The sequence below is a fragment of the Empedobacter sp. GD03739 genome (genome assembly GCF_029843245.1).
GTDB lineage: Bacteria > Bacteroidota > Bacteroidia > Flavobacteriales > Weeksellaceae > Empedobacter > Empedobacter falsenii_B.
The window spans coordinates 17,333-38,334 of the sequence record NZ_JAOCHX010000030.1 but is presented as its reverse complement, the minus strand read 5'-3'; the positions used below and the strand labels follow the sequence as shown (position 1 = coordinate 38,334).

18 protein-coding genes and 1 pseudogene are annotated in these 21,002 nt (G+C 31.6%); 7 read left to right on the top strand and 12 right to left on the bottom strand.

Features of this window, described 5'->3' with window-relative positions; all coding sequences use genetic code 11:
* Positions 1–56 precede the first annotated feature (56 nt).
* Entirely contained in the window at positions 57–1,031 is a 975-nt protein-coding gene (locus N5E64_RS10815; RefSeq protein ID WP_038331779.1) for a bile acid:sodium symporter family protein, read from the top strand.
* Entirely contained in the window at positions 1,012–2,103 is a 1,092-nt protein-coding gene (locus N5E64_RS10810) for a DUF3810 family protein (protein WP_280037577.1), read from the top strand. The genes N5E64_RS10815 and N5E64_RS10810 overlap by 20 nt, the downstream gene beginning before the upstream one ends.
* A gap of 33 nt (positions 2,104–2,136) precedes the next feature.
* On the opposite strand, the gene N5E64_RS10805 is transcribed toward N5E64_RS10810, so the two are convergent.
* A complete protein-coding gene (locus tag N5E64_RS10805) occupies positions 2,137–2,805 on the bottom strand; it encodes a head GIN domain-containing protein (RefSeq protein WP_125350349.1) in 669 nt (222 codons plus the stop codon).
* 88 nt (positions 2,806–2,893) lie between these two features.
* Positions 2,894–4,135, bottom strand: a complete 1,242-nt coding sequence (pepT, locus tag N5E64_RS10800) for a peptidase T (protein WP_115000674.1) — start codon at positions 4,133–4,135, stop codon at positions 2,894–2,896.
* 64 nt (positions 4,136–4,199) lie between these two features.
* Here pepT and N5E64_RS10795 point away from each other — a divergent pair, with 64 nt between their 5' ends.
* Together N5E64_RS10795 and N5E64_RS10790 are read left to right on the top strand one after the other, a co-directional pair.
* Positions 4,200–5,066 (top strand): hydroxymethylglutaryl-CoA lyase, encoded by an 867-nt coding sequence (locus N5E64_RS10795; protein ID WP_115000675.1) that lies wholly within the window; start codon positions 4,200–4,202, stop codon positions 5,064–5,066.
* Between the two features lie 136 nt (positions 5,067–5,202).
* Positions 5,203–6,573: a peptidylprolyl isomerase gene (locus N5E64_RS10790; protein WP_280037576.1), complete on the top strand. Its 1,371-nt coding sequence runs from the start codon at positions 5,203–5,205 to the stop codon at positions 6,571–6,573.
* A gap of 59 nt (positions 6,574–6,632) precedes the next feature.
* Here N5E64_RS10790 and N5E64_RS10785 read toward each other — a convergent pair whose 3' ends face one another.
* On the bottom strand, positions 6,633–7,175 hold the full coding sequence (locus N5E64_RS10785; RefSeq protein WP_219034590.1) for a lipocalin family protein: 543 nt from the start codon (positions 7,173–7,175) through the stop codon (positions 6,633–6,635).
* 123 nt (positions 7,176–7,298) lie between these two features.
* Here N5E64_RS10785 and N5E64_RS10780 point away from each other — a divergent pair, with 123 nt between their 5' ends.
* From N5E64_RS10780 to N5E64_RS10770, 3 genes are all read left to right on the top strand, one after another.
* Positions 7,299–7,664: a hypothetical protein gene (locus N5E64_RS10780; protein WP_280037575.1), complete on the top strand. Its 366-nt coding sequence runs from the start codon at positions 7,299–7,301 to the stop codon at positions 7,662–7,664.
* 63 nt (positions 7,665–7,727) lie between these two features.
* The gene (locus tag N5E64_RS10775; protein WP_280037574.1) at positions 7,728–8,090 is read left to right on the top strand and encodes a DUF2147 domain-containing protein; all 363 of its coding nucleotides are present in this window, start codon (positions 7,728–7,730) and stop codon (positions 8,088–8,090) included.
* Between the two features lie 49 nt (positions 8,091–8,139).
* Complete coding sequence (locus N5E64_RS10770) at positions 8,140–8,847, top strand: alpha/beta hydrolase (protein ID WP_280037572.1); 708 nt, start codon at positions 8,140–8,142, stop codon at positions 8,845–8,847.
* Between the two features lie 43 nt (positions 8,848–8,890).
* Here the strand turns inward: N5E64_RS10770 and N5E64_RS10765 are convergent, their stop codons facing one another.
* The 9 genes and pseudogenes from N5E64_RS10765 to N5E64_RS10725 all read right to left on the bottom strand — a co-directional run bounded on the left by N5E64_RS10765 (position 8,891) and on the right by N5E64_RS10725 (position 20,941).
* Entirely contained in the window at positions 8,891–9,382 is a 492-nt protein-coding gene (locus N5E64_RS10765) for a hypothetical protein (RefSeq protein ID WP_147279999.1), read from the bottom strand.
* 245 nt (positions 9,383–9,627) lie between these two features.
* Entirely contained in the window at positions 9,628–10,479 is an 852-nt protein-coding gene (locus N5E64_RS10760; RefSeq protein ID WP_125350343.1) for a carboxylesterase family protein, read from the bottom strand.
* Positions 10,480–10,582: 103 nt separating this feature from the next.
* Positions 10,583–12,037: a glycoside hydrolase family 30 protein gene (locus N5E64_RS10755; RefSeq protein ID WP_280037570.1), complete on the bottom strand. Its 1,455-nt coding sequence runs from the start codon at positions 12,035–12,037 to the stop codon at positions 10,583–10,585.
* A 5-nt stretch (positions 12,038–12,042) separates the two neighbouring features.
* The gene (locus tag N5E64_RS10750) at positions 12,043–12,882 is read right to left on the bottom strand and encodes an endonuclease/exonuclease/phosphatase family protein (RefSeq protein ID WP_280037569.1); all 840 of its coding nucleotides are present in this window, start codon (positions 12,880–12,882) and stop codon (positions 12,043–12,045) included.
* 88 nt (positions 12,883–12,970) lie between these two features.
* A complete protein-coding gene (locus tag N5E64_RS10745) occupies positions 12,971–15,217 on the bottom strand; it encodes a glycoside hydrolase family 3 N-terminal domain-containing protein (protein WP_280037568.1) in 2,247 nt (748 codons plus the stop codon).
* Positions 15,218–15,227: 10 nt separating this feature from the next.
* Positions 15,228–16,568, bottom strand: a complete 1,341-nt coding sequence (locus tag N5E64_RS10740) for a glucoamylase family protein (RefSeq protein WP_125350338.1) — start codon at positions 16,566–16,568, stop codon at positions 15,228–15,230.
* A complete protein-coding gene (locus N5E64_RS10735) occupies positions 16,568–18,001 on the bottom strand; it encodes a RagB/SusD family nutrient uptake outer membrane protein (RefSeq protein WP_280037567.1) in 1,434 nt (477 codons plus the stop codon). Before N5E64_RS10735 ends, N5E64_RS10740 begins: the two co-directional genes overlap by 1 nt.
* Positions 18,002–18,019: 18 nt before the next feature.
* A pseudogene (locus tag N5E64_RS10730) lies at positions 18,020–19,576 on the bottom strand (SusC/RagA family TonB-linked outer membrane protein); the annotation flags it as partial.
* A gap of 15 nt (positions 19,577–19,591) precedes the next feature.
* Complete coding sequence (locus N5E64_RS10725) at positions 19,592–20,941, bottom strand: TonB-dependent receptor plug domain-containing protein (protein WP_280037566.1); 1,350 nt, start codon at positions 20,939–20,941, stop codon at positions 19,592–19,594.
* Positions 20,942–21,002 lie beyond the last annotated feature (61 nt).

Genomic DNA, 21,002 nt, shown 5'->3' with positions numbered 1-21,002 from the left:
TTATTTAGTAAATGTTTATCATCTTATTTATTATTTTTGTTTAAATTTTATTGATTTTGAAAATTCTAAATAAATTACCCGACCCTTTTATTCTGTTTTTATTCGTTGCCATTGTTGTCGCATATTTTTTCCCAGATATTAGTTTGTGGTCTTACAAGGATTTCAATCTGAATACAATAATTGATATTGGAGTTATCTTAGTATTCTTTTTTTATGGATTAAAACTTAATTGGAAAGAAGTTTTTAAAGATTTAGCAAATTGGAAAATGCATGTCTTGATTCAATCCATCACATTTATATTTTTTCCATTATTAGTCTTGTGTTTCTATCCTTTCATAAAAAATTACCCAATTTATTTTACTCTGTATGTCGCAATATTTTATTTAGCCGCGTTACCAAGTACAGTTTCTTCGTCAGTTGTAATGGTTTCTATTGCGAAAGGAAATATACCAAGTGCTATCTTTAACGCAAGTATTTCTGGACTAATAGGTATTGTTGTTACACCGCTTTGGATGAGTTTGTTTTTATCAAAAAGTAATGGTGAATTTGATTTATTAGGAACTTTTTTGGATTTAGTTCTTAAAATTATTTTACCTGTTTTTATCGGAGCTCTTCTTCAACCTTATTTAGGGTTCTTTTACAATAAATATAAAAAGCAATTCGGTAATTTAGATAAACTAACCATTGTACTTATTGTTTACAACAGTTTTAGTCATACTTTTTTGGATGGATTATTCTCAAAATTAGGCGTTCTTCCGTTGTTGGCAGTTTTCATAATTGTAGTTGCGTTATTCTTTTTCTTTTTTAATCTTTCAAAATGGGTTGCGAAGAAAATGAATTTTAATCGAGAAGATGACATCACCATTCAATTTTGTTCGACTAAAAAATCATTGGTTCATGGCTCGGTAATTGCAGCAGTTATTTTTACGGGAGATATCGGTATTTATTTGATTCCGATTATGCTTTACCACACTTTTCAGTTAATTTATATCAGTTATATCGCCAATCAATATGCTAAAGAAGTTGAATAAAACTTATCGAAGTATTCTTATTTTTCTATTTCAAATTATTTTATTTTCGATACTATTTTCAATCGAAAGCGTTGATGATTTCATCGTGAATCATCTTACATTTCCAATTTCAGGATTTATTGCAAAAATCACGAATTCAGTTCATTTTCCTGTTGGAGAATTGTTTTATTTAATCATTGGAATAATCGGTTTTGTATTGATTTTTAAATTGATTCGAAGTTTTTTCAAATCGAAAGAAAAAGTTTCGCATTCAATTTATTGCATTATGATTTTTGTAAACTGTATCTATTTTATTTACACGTTTGCTTGGAGCGTGATGTACAAAAAACAAACGTTAACTATTGACAAAGAAAAAATCGTTATTCAACCTAAAATTCTGAAAGAAATCTATTGCTACGAACTTGATAAAGCAATATCAGCAAGAAATTTAATCGAACACAATGATTCAACAACAACGATAAAATTCAAATCTAATTTAAAAGATTATAATCAAGAATTTTTTGCTTTACAACACCAAGTAAATAATGTAAAATGGTTAAAAAATTATCGATTATTAAAAGATACACAATACAAATTATCTTGGATTTCGGAAATGCAAAATTATATGGGTATTTTGGGATACTATAACCCTTTTACGGCAGAAGCAAATCTGAACAGATACAATACAAATTTGAAACAACCTGCAACACTTTTCCACGAATATGGACACCAAATGGGATTTGCATCAGAAAGTGAAGCTAATTTTTTAGCTTATTATTTAGGTACAAAATCTAGAAATCCTGAAATTAATTATTCAGTTTATTACAAAAGTATTTACACACTTTTAGGCTCTATTTACAAATCTGATCCGTATTTTGTGAAAATGGAATTGGATAATATGCATTCTAAAATAAAGCAAGACAGAAAAGCCGAATTAAAACATTATTTGAAATATGAAGGTGTTACGAGCGATACTTTTTCTGAGTTAAATAATCAGTTTTTGAAGGCAAATAACCAAGAAGGAACGATAAGTTATAGCAAATATGTCGAATTGATTTATTTGTTATATCAGACAAAAAAAGCAACGAATTAATCGTTGCTTTTATATTATTGTTAAAGTTCTAAATCATTTAAAATTAATTTTTCCACCAGCTAATTTTTTCTGATTACGTTGCGTTGGATTACCATAAATATCAATCACTCCTCCTGCTCTAGTTTTTGCATCTACAGATTTCTCCGCTCTCGCTTCTATTACTCCTCCTGCATTTGTTGTTAAACTTGCTGTATCAGAATTTAATGTTTTCGAATAATATTTCCCTCCAGAATTTGCAATTACAGTCTGAAATTCAGTATCACCAGTTAAAATTACTTCAGCACCAGAATTTATTTTGACTTCTAATTTTGATGTTTCGATTGGTAATTTGATAGATGAACCTTCGTTAGATGTCAAATACAATGCTTGTGATTTTACAACATCATCAGAATAAATGCGAGAACCTTGACTTGCCTGAATTTCGTATAATGATTTGTAATAAACCTTAACCGTTGCTTCTCCTCCTTGCATCAATTTGGTTCCTGTCATTTTCAATTTCAGTTCACCTTTGTTATTTTCAACTTGAACATCGCTCGCATTAACTCCATCTACTTTCACTAGGTTTTCGTTTGATGAAATTAATTCAACTGGAATTTTATCATAAACTTTTAAGATATTAAAATCTCCAACATTTATCTCTTCTTGCGCAAATGCAAAAGTTGAACAAAATATAGCGGCTGCTGATAATACGATATTTTTCATAAAAAAAGTTTTCTAATTTGATTTGAAATTATGCAAAATTTAAACCAAAAAAGAAAACTTAAGTTATTTTTAAGATATATTGTAAGAATTATTTCGCTCCTTCAGCTGTTAATTCTGCAATACGTACAATAATTTCTGTTGCTTTTTCCATAGATTCTACCGGAACATATTCGTAAGGTCCGTGGAAATTATGACCTCCAGCAAAGATATTAGGACAAGGTAATCCCATAAAAGATAAACGAGCACCATCTGTACCTCCACGAATTGGTTTGATGTTTGGCGTAACTCCACAATCTTTCAAAGCTTGTTCAGCAATTTCAACAGATTGGAATTTCTCTTTTACTTTCTCAATCATATTAAAATATTGATCAGAAACTTCTGCTGTAATTACTTCATGATCAAAACGCTCTTGAATATCAGCAGCAATTTGTAAAAATAAAGCTTTACGCGCTTCATATTGCTCCATATCGTGGTCACGGATAATGTAAACCATTTTTGCTTCAGATACATTTCCTGTAATTTTAGCTAAATGAAAGAATCCTTCGCGACCATCAGTTAATTCAGGAACTTCGTCGTTTGGTAATTGTGCAGCAAACTCCATTGCAATATTAGATGCATTAATCATCTTATCTTTTGCATAACCTGGGTGAACAGATTTACCTTTGATTGTCACAATTCCAGATGCAGCATTAAAGTTTTCGTACTCTAATTCTCCAATTTCAGAACCATCCATTGTGTAACCCCATTCAGCACCAAATTTCTCTACATTAAAGAAATCTGCACCACGACCAACCTCTTCGTCAGGTGTAAATCCAATAGCGATACGTCCATGTTTAATTTCTGGATGAGCAATCAAATATTCTGCAGCTGTTACAATTTCAGCAACACCAGCTTTATCATCAGCACCTAATAATGTTGTACCATCAGTTGTAATGATAGTTTGACCTTTATATTGAGATAATTCAGGGAACTCGTTTGGTGATAAAATCATTGATTCGTTCAATTTGATATCTCCACCATCGTAATTTTCCCAAATTTGAGGTTGTACATTTTCTCCAGAAAAATCTGGCGATGTATCCATATGAGAAACAAAACCAATAGTAGGCACTTCGTGATCAACTGTAGAAGGAACATATCCAAAAACATACCCGTTTTCATCTATTGAAACATCTTCTAAACCGATTTGTTTTAACTCTTCAACCAAATAATTTGCTAAATCCCATTGACGGTCTGTACTTGGAAATTTATCTAAAAAAGCTTCACTTTCAGTGTAAGTTTTAACATATTTCAAAAAGCGTGTTACCAACTTTTCTCTCCATTCTGTTTGCATTGCGTTTTAATTTTTGTCAAAATTACTAAATTATCTACCTTTAAGGCGCAAATAAACCAAAAAAATGAGTGAGCTAACTTTTAAAATTATTGAATGTCCTCGTGATGCAATGCAAGGACGCAAAGATTTTATTCCGACTGATAAGAAAATCGATTACTTAAATCGTTTATTGACTGTTGGTTTTGAAGCGATAGATTGTGGAAGTTTTGTTTCGCCAAAAGCGATTCCACAGATGGCGGACACAAAAGAAGTTTTAGATAATATTGATAAAACCAATTCAAAATCGAAATTGTCTGTTGTTGTTGCCAATAAAAGTGGCGCAATAAAAGCTGCTGAACACGAAAAAGTTGATATTATTGGATTTCCTTTTTCTATTTCAGAGAATTTTCAGCAATTCAACACGAATAAAAGTCGTGAAGAAGCATTTGAAATGGTGAAAGAAATCAACCAAATTGCAAATGATAATGGTAAACATATGTTAATTTATTTATCGATGGCGTTTGGAAACCCTTATGGAGAAACTTGGAATGAAGAAATCGTAAAAGAATGGTCTAAAAAAATGGCGGATATCGGAATTTCTTCAATCAATCTATCAGATACAATTGGTGTTGCAGACGAAAAAACAATTGTTGATTTGTTCCAAAATTTGATTCCTCATTATCCAGAAATTGAATTTGGCGCACATTTTCATACCGTTTATACCGAATGGCATTCCAAAGTACAAGCCGCTTATGATAATGGTTGTCGTCGTTTTGATGGCGCTATAAAAGGTTTGGGCGGATGTCCAATGTCAAAAAGTGATATGGTCGGAAATATGCCAACCGAAAAGTTAATTAGTTTCGCAAATGAGCACAAAGAAAAACATGGTTTGAATCTTTTTGATTTCGAATCTGCTTGGAATGTTTCTTTGCGTACATTTGGCTTAGTTTAATCTTAACAATAAACTAAAAAATCAATTCTTTTGTTAAAGGAAATTAAAATATGTTGGACTTTAACAAAAAAAGTTAAATTTGCTCATCGGTAAGTTTTTTTATCGAGCTTAGAATATTAAAATGAAATTAAAGTATATGAAATTTAAATCGAGTATGATGTTGCTAATTGCAGCATTATTTACGGTAAATACTTTTGCACAAACAGCAAAACCAACACCAAAACGTCTTGCTAAAGTAGATGGTATAGCTGCTGTTGTCGGAGATCAGATTGTTTTAGAGTCTGATGTAGATCGAGATTATTTAATGTCAAAACAACAAGGGATGCAAGTCGAAGACAAATGCGATTTCCTAAACGACATTATGTTAGACAAAATGTTGGTTGATCGTGCAAAACAAGATACTTTAATCAAAGTGACACAAGATGAGGTAACTCGTCAATTAAACAATCAAATCGAAGGTTGGATTGCTCAAGCTGGAGGAGAAAAACAAATTTTAGACTATTTCGGATTCCGTACAATGGCGGAAATGAAAAACGAGACTAAATATATCGTTGAAGATAATATTTATGCGCGTAACAAAAGAGAAATGGTTGTAAAAGGTGCTGATGCAACACCAGAAGAAGTTCGTATGTTTTTCGAAAAACACCAAGGTGAATTACCAGACGTGAAAGACGAAGTTTCGATTAGCCATATTGTAACTTATCCTGAAGTTTCACAAGAAAATCAACAAAAGATTATCGATCAATTAAAAGAAATCAAAAAAGAAATTGAAGAAGGTGCCTCTTTTGCAACGAAAGCAATTTTATATTCAGAAGATCCAGGTTCCGCAAGTAACGGAGGTGAATACAAAAAAGTTTCTCGTGGTAAAATGGTAAAAGAGTTTGATGCGGTTGCGTTTAACTTACAAGAAGGTGAAATTTCTGATCCATTCAAAACTGATTTTGGATATCATATTATTAAGTTAGAAAAACGTCGTGGACAAGAATTAGATTTGCGTCATATCTTGATTACGTTGAAACCAACGGAAGAAGAAATAAAAAAGGCTTATAATAAATTAGATTCGATTCGAGTTTTAATTAACGACGGAAAAATGACATTTAAAGATGCTGCATTAAGATTTTCTGATGATAAATACACAAAATTTAACTCAGGAAATATCATGAACCAAAATTCTGGTGACGATCGTTTCGAGAAAATGGCTTTACCTCTACCAATGTTTACAGCGATTGCAACATTGAATGAAGGAGATATTTCTCAAGTTTTCGAAGATGATTTTGATAACAGAAAAGCTTTAAGAATCTTAAAAATCAATAAATTTTATCCAGAGCATAAAATCAATTACCAAGATGATTACTATAGAATTCAAAAATTTGCAGTTCAAGATAAAGAACGTACATTGTTGATGGATTGGGTAAAACGTCAAGTTGGTGATGCTTACATTAAAATTGGAAAAGAATACCAAAGTTGTAATTTCCCGATCGATTGGGAAAAGAAAAACCAAAAATAATAGAACAAAAAACCTCGAGAATTTCTCGAGGTTTTTTTATGTCTTAAAAATAAATAATCTTATTTCGCAATCGGAACTTGAGAAGGCCAAATTAACTTACTTGGATCAAATCCTACTTTCTTTGCCGAATCAAAAAATCTGTCTTTTACCTTATCCGAAATCTCTTTCTTACGCGATAGAATCCATAACTTTTTATAATCTTCACTTGCAACTAATACATTATTGTAATCTTTATCAAAATCGATTACATATAATTTTTTTGCTAAAATTGGTAAAAACGTTGTCGAGAACAACCCAACATTTTCGATATCTTGTGCTGCAATTCCTTCAATCTTTTCCCACCCTTTTTTCTTCGCATTGTAGCCGCGCACAATCACTTCCAATTGCCCATTTTCTTCGTTCAAATTAAAACGATGCGTCACATTTGTTTGTCCTTTTTGTGCTTTATTTTCCAAACGTGCAATCTCGTACCAACGCCCTAAAAATCCACCTAAATCAAAATTTTGAGCAGGTTTATATTTTACATTTTTCTTATTGTGATTAACGATATATGCTGTTGTCCCTAACGCCAATGCTGCAAGGGCTAATTTCTTAAAATTCATTTTACTAAAACTTAGGTTGCAAATGTATCAATAATATTAAAGTTGAAAAAATATGATTTTACATTTTGAATTAATTAAACTTTCATTTAACTTTATTAAAATTAATTTTAATATTATAAAAAAATGAAAAATGTACTATTGTTACTTTCGGTGTTCTTTGTAAGCATTGGAACTTTTGCACAAGAAAAAACAACAGAAGAAAAGGCTACTGAGTTAACAGAAAGAATGAAGGAACAAATTGGGTTTAGCGATGAAACTAAAGAAAAAGTTCAGAGCGTCAACTTAGATTTTGTAAAAAAGACAGAAGAAATAAAAGCAGGAAGCTCTAGTAAACTGACTAAAGTTAAGGAATTAAAAACTGCTGATGAAGAACGAGATGCCAAGTTGAAAGAAGTCTTAACCGAAGAAGAATATAAGAAGTTCAAAGACAAAAAGACGGATAACAGAAAAGAAATGAAAGAGCGTTTTATAGCGAATCGAAGTAAATAAGTTTAGTTAGTAAACACCTTGTTTAAAAAGCAAGGTGTTTTTCAGTTTTTAAATCCAGTAGTAATGAGAGTAATTATCATTTTTATTGCATTTTTGTTCTTAGGTTTCGGTTCTGGTAATTTAGATGCTATCATCGGACAATGGGAAAATCCTGATGGAACTAGAAGAGTCGAGATTTTTAAAAGTAAAGACTGTTATTTGGGGAAAATTGTATGGTTAAAAGTTAAAGAGCCTAAAGCAAAACCAGGAGACATCATTTTTAAAGATATTCAATTTAAAAACCCGCATTGGAATGGTAAAATCACACTGCCAACAGAGAGCCGGATTTTTGATATGGAGCTTCGGTTAGTCTCTGAAAATAAATTAGAAATAAAAGCTTCTTATAAAAATATGAGTCGCAAAAAAGTTTGGAAGCGAGTATTTTAGACTTGTTTTTTAGGCGAAAAATAGTATATTTGTTAGTAAAGTTTTAGCCATGAAAAATTCTACTTTTTTAAGACCAAGTTTAGTTGTCATTGGAATTGCATCTATTCGCTATGACAAAAGAGGAATTGGAGAAAGTTCTATTGCTAATTTGGACGAATCTAAACTTACATTTGATGATTACGTTGAAGACGCAAGTAATTGGGTAACTTTCATAAAAAAAGATAAAAGATTTAGTTCTATTTCAATAGCTGGACATAGCGAAGGTTCATTAATTGGAATGCTTGCTTCAACAAAAAATGTCGACAAATTCATCTCAGTTTCTGGCGCTGGAGAACCTATCGACCAAATACTTAAGAAACAATTAACTCAACTTCCTGAAAAATTAAAAACTGAATCGTATGTTATTATAGATTCTTTGAAGAATGGAAATACTGTAAATAATATTAATCCTAATTTATCAGCATTATTTCGTAAAAGTGTACAACCATATTTAATTTCTTGGATTAAATATAATCCTGTAAATGAAATCAATAAATTAACTATTCCTTTTTTAGTGATTCAAGGTGATATGGATATACAAGTTGATACGGACAATGCTAAAAACCTTTCTCCTAAATCTGCTGTTATTATCAAAGTGATGAATCACGTTTTAAAAAACGTAACATCAAAAGAAGATTTATCTTCTTACAATAACCCAGAACTTCCAATAAATACAGAATTAGTCGAAGTCATTTCTAATTTTATCTTCAAAAAATAACCATAAAAGACAAAGCAATTAGCTTTGTCTTTTTATTTAAAAATTAACAAGCAGTTCCTCCTTCAAAGTCAACTGTTTTTGTTTGTTGATCAGATTTTCGAGTAATTTTCATTGTTCCATTAGCTAAAGCTGAATCAGATTCAATATTTTGTTCTCCAATTTTTGCATGAATTTCGATAATGTAATCATCATTTTCTAAACGCAGCGTATATCCATTTTCGTTTTCAGTAGATTTGGTATCGTCATTTTTAGAAGAAAAAACTTCTCTTTTTCCATTGATTGAAATATAATTTACCCAAGTCAACTCGTCTTTAGAACTTGTTTGTAAATAGATTTCGTCTTTCATTTTACTTCCTTTTTTATAATATTCGGTCACGCAACCTACTCCATAATCTGATTCGGCAACCGAAAGTTTATCAACAACAATTTCATTTTTTGAAGAAGTTTTAAGATTAGTTTTGAGTTCTTTTTTCTCGCAAGAGTTCAACATTAGAATTGCAAAAATTAAAACGAAACATTTTATTAATTTATACATAATTAGCTTATTAAAAATTATAACTTTGATTCTTTTTTCTTAATCTACATCAATTTAAAACAATAATTGTATTTCTAAATTTACAATTCTTATTTGTGATTCGTAACAAAGGAGTTTAAAGATTATACAGATTTTTCATAGTATAAAGTTGGTTAGGTTATTTAACAAAGAGCAGAAGAAATTTTGCTCTTTGTTTGTTTTATATTTATAATCATTAAATAATTTATCATGTACTTATATTTTTATTAGTCAACAATTATTCGATTATTTACTTTTTTATTTCCAATTATTGATTGATTAATAAAATTGAAAACTTCGTCTAAATATTGTTTTCTTAATCCAGACCATTCATGTTTTCCTGAATTAGAGAAAATAGCAAAAGATGCCTGACTATATTTTCTATTCAAATCTTCTAAAGTAGCAGAACCATTTAAAGGAAAAAACCCTGGTTGATTATCCAAACAACTTCTGTGTGGCGCATTGTAAGCTGGTACAACATCATCGCTTAAACCATGTACATAAACTGTTGGCAAAACACTCGATTTTGTAACATAACGATTGTCTACAATCGCTCCTGCATAACTTACTAATCCATCAATTTTAACTTGATTGAATTGATTTCCGTACCATAAATCTCTCAAATAATAAGCATTTAGAATAGTCTCCGCTCCTGCACTACTTCCTCCTAAAATTAATTTATTAATCGAGAATTTAAGTTCTTTTGAATTATTTTGAATAAAATTTAGCGCAGTTAAAACATCAAAAGAGGCTTCTTTAAAAATCATCAACTTTTCTTGTTTTGGCAAATCACACCCAAAACCAGCCGAAGAATTTGCCAATAATCTATACGAGATAGAAACAGCTACGAAACCTCTTTCTTGAGCATCTTTCATTCGTTCAATTTCTTCTTTATCCGCTCTTGTTCCTCCTGAAAATCCGCCTCCGTGTACCCAAGCAAATACATTATAGGTTTGATTCTCTTTATAGTTTTTCGGATAATAAATATCAAACGCTAAATTATTTTTTTTATCATATACTATCGTTTTCTGCGCATATGTATAACTTATCATTAAAAATAAGGCAACTAAATATTTCATTTTCTTCTATTTTAAATAAAAATTGCTTGACTTTAACTTCTTACGTTGTCAATTTGTCAAGCAATTTACTATAAATAATTTTCCCTTTAATTATTCTATTTTTTTACGAAATAATGATTGTGCTAATCGAATGTTCTTGCGAATTTACCTCAACAGCTTCTCCTTCTATCCATAAATTATATTGATAAGGTTTATCTGTTTGATTCATCACAACCACCACAACTTTTCCGTCTTTGTTTACAAAGGAAGTTGTCATTAAATCTGAACGATTAGACGATGCCGCAATTCTTTGCGCACCTGGACGAATAAATTTTGAGAATTGACCAATGTAGTAAAACGAATTTGTATACGTAACCTGTCCATTTCTAGTATCACCATGAATTGGTGCAAAACAGAAATTTCCTACGTGATTTGGTCCTCCTTTTTCATCCAACAAAACATTCCAATCTGTCCAAGCAACTGTTCCGGAGTTAAAATCGTTGATCATATTGTAACCATATTTTTCACCCAATGCCCAATTTCCCATTTGATTGTAATCAAATTGTTCTTTACAACCTTCTGTAAAAATTAAATTAACATTTGGAAAAGCTTCATGAGTTAACGCTACATTATTGAATAAATTCACGCTTCCGTTCCATGTTTCGTACCAGTGAAAACCAACTCCCCAAACATATTTAGCAGCTTCAGGATCATTCAAAATAGTTGAAGCACGCTGGTAAATTAAATCACGGTTATGATCCCACACAATAATTTTTTTGTCTTTTAATCCTTTTTGGTGAAAAGTCGGACCTAAATTATTTTTCAAGAAATCACGTTCTTCTTCAGCTGTATAAATACACGATTCCCATGTTTGCGTTGCCATTGGTTCGTTCTGAATAGAAACTCCCCAAATTGGTAAACCAATTTTCTCATAATTCTCGATAAATTTCACAAAATAGTTAGCCCAAGTTTGGTAATATTCAGGTTTCAAAGAACCTCCTTTCAACATACTGTTATTCGTTTTCATCCAAGCTGGCGGACTCCAAGGACTTGCATATAAACGATAAGCGTCTTTCATTTCTGCTTTTGCCATTTTTATCATCGGAATTTTATAATTCAGATCATGTCCAATGTCAAAAGTTTTCAACTCTTTATCATTGTCTTTTACATAAGTGTAACTATCGCTCGAAAAATCACTCGAATTTATTGTTGTTCTAATCAATGAATAACCAATTCCTTCTTTTTCGCTATAATAAGCTTTGATAATTTCTTGTTGCGTTTTCTTTGGCAATTTTGCTAAAACTTCCGCAGAAGCATCTGTGATTGCACCTCCAATTCCTTCAAATTTTTGGAATTTACGTTTTGGATCAATAAAAATCGCAATATCCGTTTCTTTTGGTTGCGGAAATTTTTTGACTGCTACTTTATCTGTTGATTTTGTAATTCGTTGATTGGTATTTTTTGCAGTTGTATATATTTCGATTTTCTTATTCGATAGTTTAAAATCTTGCGCATTTACTGCAAAATAATTTAACAGCAAACCTGCAATAACAGGATATTTCAAATGTGATTTTGTCATAATTATTATTGAATTAAAAATTTAGCTAAAATTGGTAAATGATCTGATGGATATTTGAAATCATAGAAATCATCAATCGTATTGAAACTTTTACACGTTACTTTTGGATTCTTTTTGTAAAAAATGTAATCTAAAATTTCTGTTCCTTTTACATTGAATTTGAAATCTTCCCATGTAAAATCTGGTCCATAAACCATTTGCGCATTAAGGCGAGTATCTAAATATTTGTTTTGAATATATTTTACAGAGGCATCATCATGATTCATGTTAAAGTCTCCCATAAAAAATGCTGGATAATCTTTTTTACTTGTTAAATCATGAATTAATTGATCGATTAATTCTAATGATTTTTGACGCGCAACTTTTCCAACGTGATCAAAATGAGTATTGATTACCCAAAATTTCTTTTTTGTTTTCTTGTCTTGAAATAATCCGTAAGTGATAATTCTGTTGTATGCTGCATCCCAACCTTTTGATTCTTTTTCTGGCGTTTCTGACAACCACATCGTTTTTTGTTCTAAAACTTTGTATTGATCTTTTTTGTAAAAAATCGCCGAATATTCAGCATTTTTATCACTTGAACGAGGTTCTCCGATAAAATCTAATTGTGAATCATTTTGTTTGATAAAATCTAGTTGAGGAACTTGCGCTTCTTGTACACCAACAAAATCAGCATCATAATACTTGATTAAATCAACCAATTTTTGTTTGCGAATATTCCAATGATTTGCGCCATCATCAACAGAAGCTAATCTAATATTGTAAGACATAATTGATATATTTTGTTGAGCAAAACCTATCATTGTCATGATTAAAACTAAACTTAAACTAATATATTTTTTCATGTGTGAATTTTTGTAAAAATCCAAGTAAGCACTTACATACTTACTTGGTTGAGAAATAAAACTAAATTTCTAACTATATATGAGGAATTTAATCAACTAAAGTAAAACTTGTTTTAAGTGAAGCGTTAGAATCTCCTCCAACAAAAATGTCGAAATCTCCTGCTTCTGCAACATAGTTCATATTGATATCGTGGAATTTTAAATCTTCTGGAGTTAATGTAAACGTAATTGTTTTTGTTTCTCCTTTCTTAATCATGACTTTATCAAAACCTTTCAATTCACGAACTGGACGCGTTACACTTCCTACTAAATCGCGAACATATAATTGTACCACTTCTTCTCCATCGTAGTTTCCTGTATTTTTAACATTTACAGTTACTTTGATTTCATCTTTTCCATTTTTCATTATCGATTTATTCAACTTCAAGTTACTATAATCAAACGTTGTATAACTTAAACCGTAACCAAATGGATATAAAGGCGAATTTGGAGAATCTGTGTAACGAGATTTATATTTTTGCTCTACATCACTTTCTCCTAAATAAGGACGACCTGTATTTTTTTGATTGTAATGAATTGGAATTTGACCAACAGAGCGAGGGAATGTCATAGGTGTTTTAGCCGAAGGATTATATTTACCGTATAAAACATCTGTAATCGCTAAACCTCCCATTGTTCCTGGATACCATGCATATAAAATTGCATCCATATTATCATTCTCCCAAGAAATTGTCATTGGACGACCAGCCATTAAAACTAAAACAATTGGCTTACCAAGTTTCTTTAATTCTTTTAATAATTCTTTCTGATTTCCTGGTAAATCTATATTTGTTTGAGAAGCCGCTTCACCTGTTTGATTCTCGTTTTCTCCCATAACCGCAACAATTACATCCGAGTTTTTCGCTACATTAATTGCTTCTTGAAAACCATCAGTTTTAGATGAATTAAGTTCTGTTCCTTGTGCATAAGTAATTTTTGCATTTTTACCTAAAACATCATTCAAACCTTCCCAAACAGACCATGCTTTTCCATAACGATCTCCACGTGCAGCCCAGTTTCCAATGATATTTTTCTCATCTTTTACTAATGGACCAATAACTGCAACTTTTTGAGATTCTTTTAATGGTAAAATTTGTTTCTCATTCTTTAATAAAACCATTGATTTACGAGCAACGTCACGAGCTTCATTTAAAAACTCTTGTTTCATTACCGTTTCTTTCTCACGTTTTGAATTTGAATAACGATATGGATCTTCGAAAAGTCCTAAGTCATATTTTGCTTCCAAAATTCTACGAACTGCAGTATCAATCACATCTTGTTTTACTTTTCCTTCTTTTACCAATTTTGGTAAATGATTAAGAAAAGCACCACTCATCATATCCATTTCAATACCTGCTTCAACCGATTTTAGAGTTGCTTCTTCCAAATCTTTTGCAATTCCATGAGGAACTAACTCCTGAATCGCAGTATAATCTGTTACAACAAACCCTTTATAATTCCACTCTTTACGCAAAATTTGATCGTACAAATATTTACTTGCTGTAGAAGGAACTCCTCCAATTTCGTTGAAAGACGTCATGAAAGATCCAGCACCTGCATCAACAGTCGCTTTGAAAGGCGGCAAAATATAATCTCTTAAGAAACGATCAGAAATTTCTACCGAACCATAATCGCGACCAGCCTGCGCTAAAGCATATCCTGCAAAGTGTTTTGTACACGCTAAAACGGTATTTAAATCATATAAACTTTTACCTTGAAAACCATTAACACGCGCTATTGCAATTTTACTTCCTAAGAAAGTGTCTTCACCTGCACCTTCAGAAACACGTCCCCAACGAGGATCAAAACCGATATCAACCATCGGAGCAAAAGTCCAATGAACTCCACCTGCAGCTGTTTCTTCAGCAGCAATTCGAGCCGATTTTTCAATTGCTTTTAAATCCCAAGAAGAAGCTTCACCAAGTGGAATTGGGAAAATAGTTTCGTAACCATGAATTACATCGTATCCAAAAATTAATGGAATTCCAAGACGTGTTTCTTCAACAGCTATTTTTTGTAATTTTTTAGTAATATCTGTTGTCGTTGCGTTAAACACGGACCCCATCATACCTTGTTTCGTGTATTTTATATAATTTTTATCAATTGCAGATCCTGTAACATCACCTCCGTCATAGGTATATTGTACCATCTGACCTACTTTGTCATCAATCGTCATTTGACTCATCACATAATCAATAAATTCTGATTTCGATTTTGATTTATCAAACTTTATTTTTTGCGCATAAGTATTGAATGCTAATCCTAAGAAAGCAATTGAATAAATTAGTTTTTTCATTTTTTTGATTTTAATTCGAGGCTGTTGTTTTGAATTTCAATTTATCTAAACCTCTTTGTACATCTTCATTTTGCATAAACAATTTCCACAATAATCCAGAGCGATAATTCTCTATCATTGGTGTAATTGTTCCTTGATCTATCGCCAAATATTTTGTAATCACTCGATCATTTTTTACATCAACCGCATCATACGGACCTGCTACTCCAATCAAGCTTTTGTTTTGTTTTTCGTAAATAAACTTCAAGAAATCCATAGATTCTTTCGGTGTATATGGGAAAGACGATAACGCAGCTGTAGGCGTAATTACATTATTGTCATTTAATGGAGAATGTGCTGTATAACCTTCTGTTCCATCTGGATTGAAGGTATAACTTGCCGTTAATCCCCACATATTTTTTTTGTACTTCTTGAAACTTTCCTTTTTTTGTTGATTGTAGATGTAATGAATCTTTGCTTGATTTTTCACTACTTTTCCATAATCAATACCAATTCCATCTATTAAATTGTTTGGATTAAGTCCAATAAATGAATATTGTGCCCAAAATAAAGGTCCAACATTTTTATTAGCTCCGTTATGCTTTACAATTAATGGAACTCCGTATGCAGAATCATTTGATTTTATATCACCATTTCTCGTCCAACCGCTGTAATAAACTTCTGAATTGATAGAATGTTTTGGAGAAGCCGCAGCAATAACATACGTAATCATGGTTTCATCAAATCCTTTTAAAGGAAAATTGATTTTCCATTCGTAATTTGGAGACCAATGCCAGTACAACACATTTTCTCCTCGTGTATAAAAATTGAAATCGATTTCTTTCCAAAGTTGATCAGCTAATTGCGAAATCTCTATTTCTTTCTCATTTTTAGAATCTTTGAAATACTCTTTCAAACAAATTAACCCCTGAGCAAGAAATGCAGTTTCTACCAAATCACCTCCGTTATCGTATGTACTAAAAGCTTTTACTTTTCCTGTTTCGCCATTTAACCAATGTGGCCAAGCTCCATGAAAACGATCTGCATTTTGTAAAAATTTCAACCCTGTTAAAATTCGTTCAGTTGCTTCTTTTCTTGGAATAAATTCGCGATCAATACCAACAATTAAACTCATTAATCCAAATCCTGTTCCTCCTGTTGTAATGATATTTGAATCATTTTCTGGATAAAAACCATCAGGATGAAAACGTTCACGAGCTAATTTTGAATGAGGTTCAGCGTAATCCCAAAAATATTGAATCGTCTGTTTTTGAACTTTATCTAACAGCTTATTTTCTTGTTTTGTTTGAGCAAAAGCACTTGCGCCACATAAAAGAGCGCAAGTAACTATTGTTTTATTTAATTTAATCATTACCAACCTGGGTTTTGAGTCATTGTTGGAGTTTGAATTAATTGAGCATTTGGAATTGGGAATAACTCATGTTTACCTGTAACAAATGTTTTTCCATCAAGAGCCATCATGTCTTTAGCTTGTCCTGTACGAACTAAATCAAACCAACGATCGTGCTCGAATGCTAACTCCAAACGTCTTTCATTCCAAATTTTTAATCGTAATTGATCTTTAGACATACTTGCTATTGGAGCTAATTTTACACGTGTTCTAACACGATTAAGAGGTGTTAAAGCATCTTGCCCAATTTCATTTGCTGCTTCGGCTTGAATTAATAAAACTTCAGAAAAACGAATTACACGAATGTTTTTGTCTCCATCCGCAGAACCAAGATTCGCACTTGAATACGCTTTTTCGTTATACATCGGGTTTTCTACAGAAGTTGGAACTAAACGACCGTCATATAAAGTTTCACCTCTAAAAATGATTGTTGCATCACGACGAATAGCATCTCCTTCAGCATTAAAAGCATCTAATAAATTTTGAGAAGGAACATTGAATCCCCATCCCCAACCTCCAGTACCACGAGCTCCTTGAGTTTCTGAATATTGTTGAACGCCATGCGCAACAGCATCTCCACGAGCTTGGATTTCAAATAAAGACTCTTTACCATTCTCAGTTTCTTTTCTCCAAGTTGTTGCGTAATCACTTTCTAAATCATAAATACCAGAATTAACAACGGTTGTAGCCATATCGTACGCTTGTTGATTTTTTCCTTGGTATAAATATACCTTTGCCAATAAAGCTTGAGCAGCTCCTTTTGTTGCACGTCCTAAATCTTTTGCAGCATATTCATTTTTAGTAGGAAGTTTTGATATTGCATCTAATAAATCTGCTTCAATGTATGCATAAACTTCTGCTTTTGGTTTACGTACTGAATAAGACGCCGGAACATCTAACTCCTGTATCACAGTATCTCCAAACATACGAACCAAATAGAAATAAGAAACAGCTCTCAAAAATTTTGCTTCCCCAATTAATCTATTTTTTTCTGCATCTGTGATTGATGATTCTGTCGTATATTTTATAGAATATGACGCTCTAACAATTGTTTTATAAAAACGTTTCCACATAGCTTCGATAGAACCAGTTGTAGAACTATGTAATAATTCGTCTAAATCTCTTTTATCTCCACCATTATCTGTAGAGGAACTTCCTTTATCTGCATTATCAGAAATCATTTCAGTAACTCCTAACCAAGAGAATGCATAATCCCAATCTGTAAACATTCCGTAAATACCATTCACATATTTTTCTGGAGATTGAGAAGCTTGATCATCAATAGCTATATTTTCTTGAGATTTTACATCTAAAAATTCATCAGAACAAGAAGAGATCAAACCAAAAGATAATAAAACTGCAACTGTTGATATTTTGAATATATTTTTTTTCATTGTTTTAAAATTTTAAGATTAGAATTCAACATTTAATCCAACCAAGAAAGTTCTCATATTAGGATATGCAGAAAAATCTACACCAGTAGTACCATATGGATCCCCTTCATTATTATATGCGTTTAACTCTGGTGTAAATCCTGAATATTTTGTAATGATAAATAAATTTTGAGCACTCGCATAGATTCTCAGATTTTTAATAAAATCTATTTTATCACGAAAATTATATCCTAATGTTACGTTACTTAAACGGAAGTAGTCTCCTTTTTCTAAATAATATGAAGACGCTTCTTGACCTCTTTCTGCTCCTGGGTTAGTATTGGAAGTTCCTGCACCTGTCCAACGAGCATTGAACATATCGACAGAAATATTTTCTCCACCTAAACGAGTGTTTTTAATACCATTGTACACTTTGTTTCCTCCAACTCCGTAACCACTAATGTTAAGATCCACATTTTTGTATTCCATAGAAATATTAATTCCATAATTAAATTTTGGAATATAAGTTCCCATGAATTTTTTATCTAAATCATTGATGATTCCATCACCATTTTGATCTTTGTATCGTAAGTGTCCTGGTTTAGCATTTGAAATATGTGCATTGTTATTAATTTCGTCTTGTGTTTGCCAAACACCCTCGACCTCATACAACCAAAAAGATCCTAATGCTTGACCTGCTTCTAAGCGTTTAACAATTTGTCCATTTCCTAATGAACCTCCTGTCATACCTGCATAAGCATCTTCTACATTTAATACTTCATTCTTATTGTAATTGAAGTTACCTCCTATAGAATATCTAAACCCTGAAGGAGTTGTGTTTTGCCAATTTAAAGCAATTTCAAATCCTTTATTCTCTATCTCAGCTGCATGATCATAAAATTTATCACTATATGCACTATTTAGAAGTGGTTTCACATTTAGAATAGCATTCTTTGTATTTTTTTTGTAATAATCTACATTACCAGACAATTTATTATTAAATAATGTGAAATCAATTCCTACGCTTAATTCCTCTACAATTTCCCAAGAAATATTTTTTGCTGGTGTTCCAATGTAAGCTCCAAAAATTAAATCTTGCCCTGGTCCAAATACATAGTTATAATTTGTACTTCCATTGCCTTGATAAATATTTGTTTGATTGAATGGAACTTCATCATTTCCTAAACGACCCCAACCTCCTCTTAATTTTAAGAAATTAATTGTTTGAGAATCTTTCAAGAAATCTTCATTTGAAATGTTCCATGCAACAGACACAGAAGGGAAAGTACCCCAGAATTCTTTGTTTTGTTTGAAAGCACTTGATCCATCGCGTCTAATAATACCCGTAACATAATATTTATTGTCAAAATTATATTGAACACGACCAAAATAAGAAGCTAAGGCTCTTGGTGTATAATTCTTTTGTTCATAATTTCTATCGTATGAACCTGTAGCATGATTTTCAGCCCAATATTGTTCTTTATCAGGAACATCATATACAGTGACATTACTATAAGTACCTATACCTTTTTTTTCTGCTGAAACTCCTGCAACTGCGTTAATTGAATGATTCCCAAATTTACGTTCAAATGTTACAAAATTCTCCCAAGACTATCTAAACGTTTCGATTTCATTAAATGCTAATGAATTATCTGCCCAAGTCGTAACACCTACATTTGTAGATTTTATTTTTTCTATTTCAAACTGTGCAGCCGTTCTTGTAGGATCAGCAGCTAACCAAGTTTGTTTATTTGGTGTAAAAGTTCTTTTCTTATACCAATATTTAGTTGCACCTGCACGAGATGTAAAGTCTAATCCTTTAGTAAGATTCAATACTGCATCAATACTCCCTTGAAGAATTGTAGCATTTATTTTTTGATTATCATAATATGCTCCCGCAACTGGATTACCATGCGAATTTAATTTTCCAGAACCATCTCCAGGATTTAAAAGATAAGTTACCTCTCCAGTCGTTTTATTCCAAAAAGGTTGTCCCCATTTTCCATCATCATATCTAACAGGAACTAATGGTGATTGACGAAATGCAGTATCAAAAGCACCATAAGATTTCGGAATTTCACGTGTAAAAGTAGCACTTACATTTTGTTTAATTTTAAGTTTTCCATCAAACAATTTATAATCATTGTTATTACGAACTGTTGTGCGTTTATAATTGTTTCCATCTAAAATTCCTTTTTCTTCAAAATTATTAAGACTGAACAAGTAATTAATATTTTCACCTGCACCAGACAAACTAACGTTATTACTAATTAGTTGACCTGTTTTCATAATTTCATCAAACCAATTCGTGTTATATTGTTGATTTGTAGAAATCAAAGAACCTCCTGTTGCTTTTCTTTGCTCGTTAAAATAAGTTATGTACTGATTAGCATCAGCCATATCTACCATATTCATAGTATTTCTTACTCCAATATATGAATCATAGTTAACTCTTATCTTTCCTGTTTTACCACGTTTAGTTGTTACAACAACAACACCGTTTGCACCACGAACTCCATAAATAGCTGAAGATGCTGCATCTTTTAAAACATCAATTTTTTCAATGTCATTTGGATTAATATTATTAATATTTGGAACAATTAACCCATCCACAACATACAAAGGAGCTTTACCTCCCAAAGCAGTACCCATTCCACGAACCAAAACAGTTGGTGTACCTCCTGGAGTATCCGTATTAATAATATTAACACCAGCTAATTTACCCTGCAAAGACTGCATGGCAGTTGTACTTGCAATTTGCGTAATGTCTTTAGCATTAGCTGATGAAACAGCTGATGTAAGATCTGATTTCTTAACAGTACCATACCCAACCACAACGGCTTGATCTAGTATAATAGAATCACTTTCAAAAGGATCTCCTATCTGTATAGAATCGTTAGTAACTTGGGCATTTACACAGAAAGACCCGAGAATAAATAATGGAAGAAAATATTTTTTCATTCTATTTCAATAAATGGTTATTTCAAAAATAGAATGTTTTAACACTTGATTAACAAGTAAT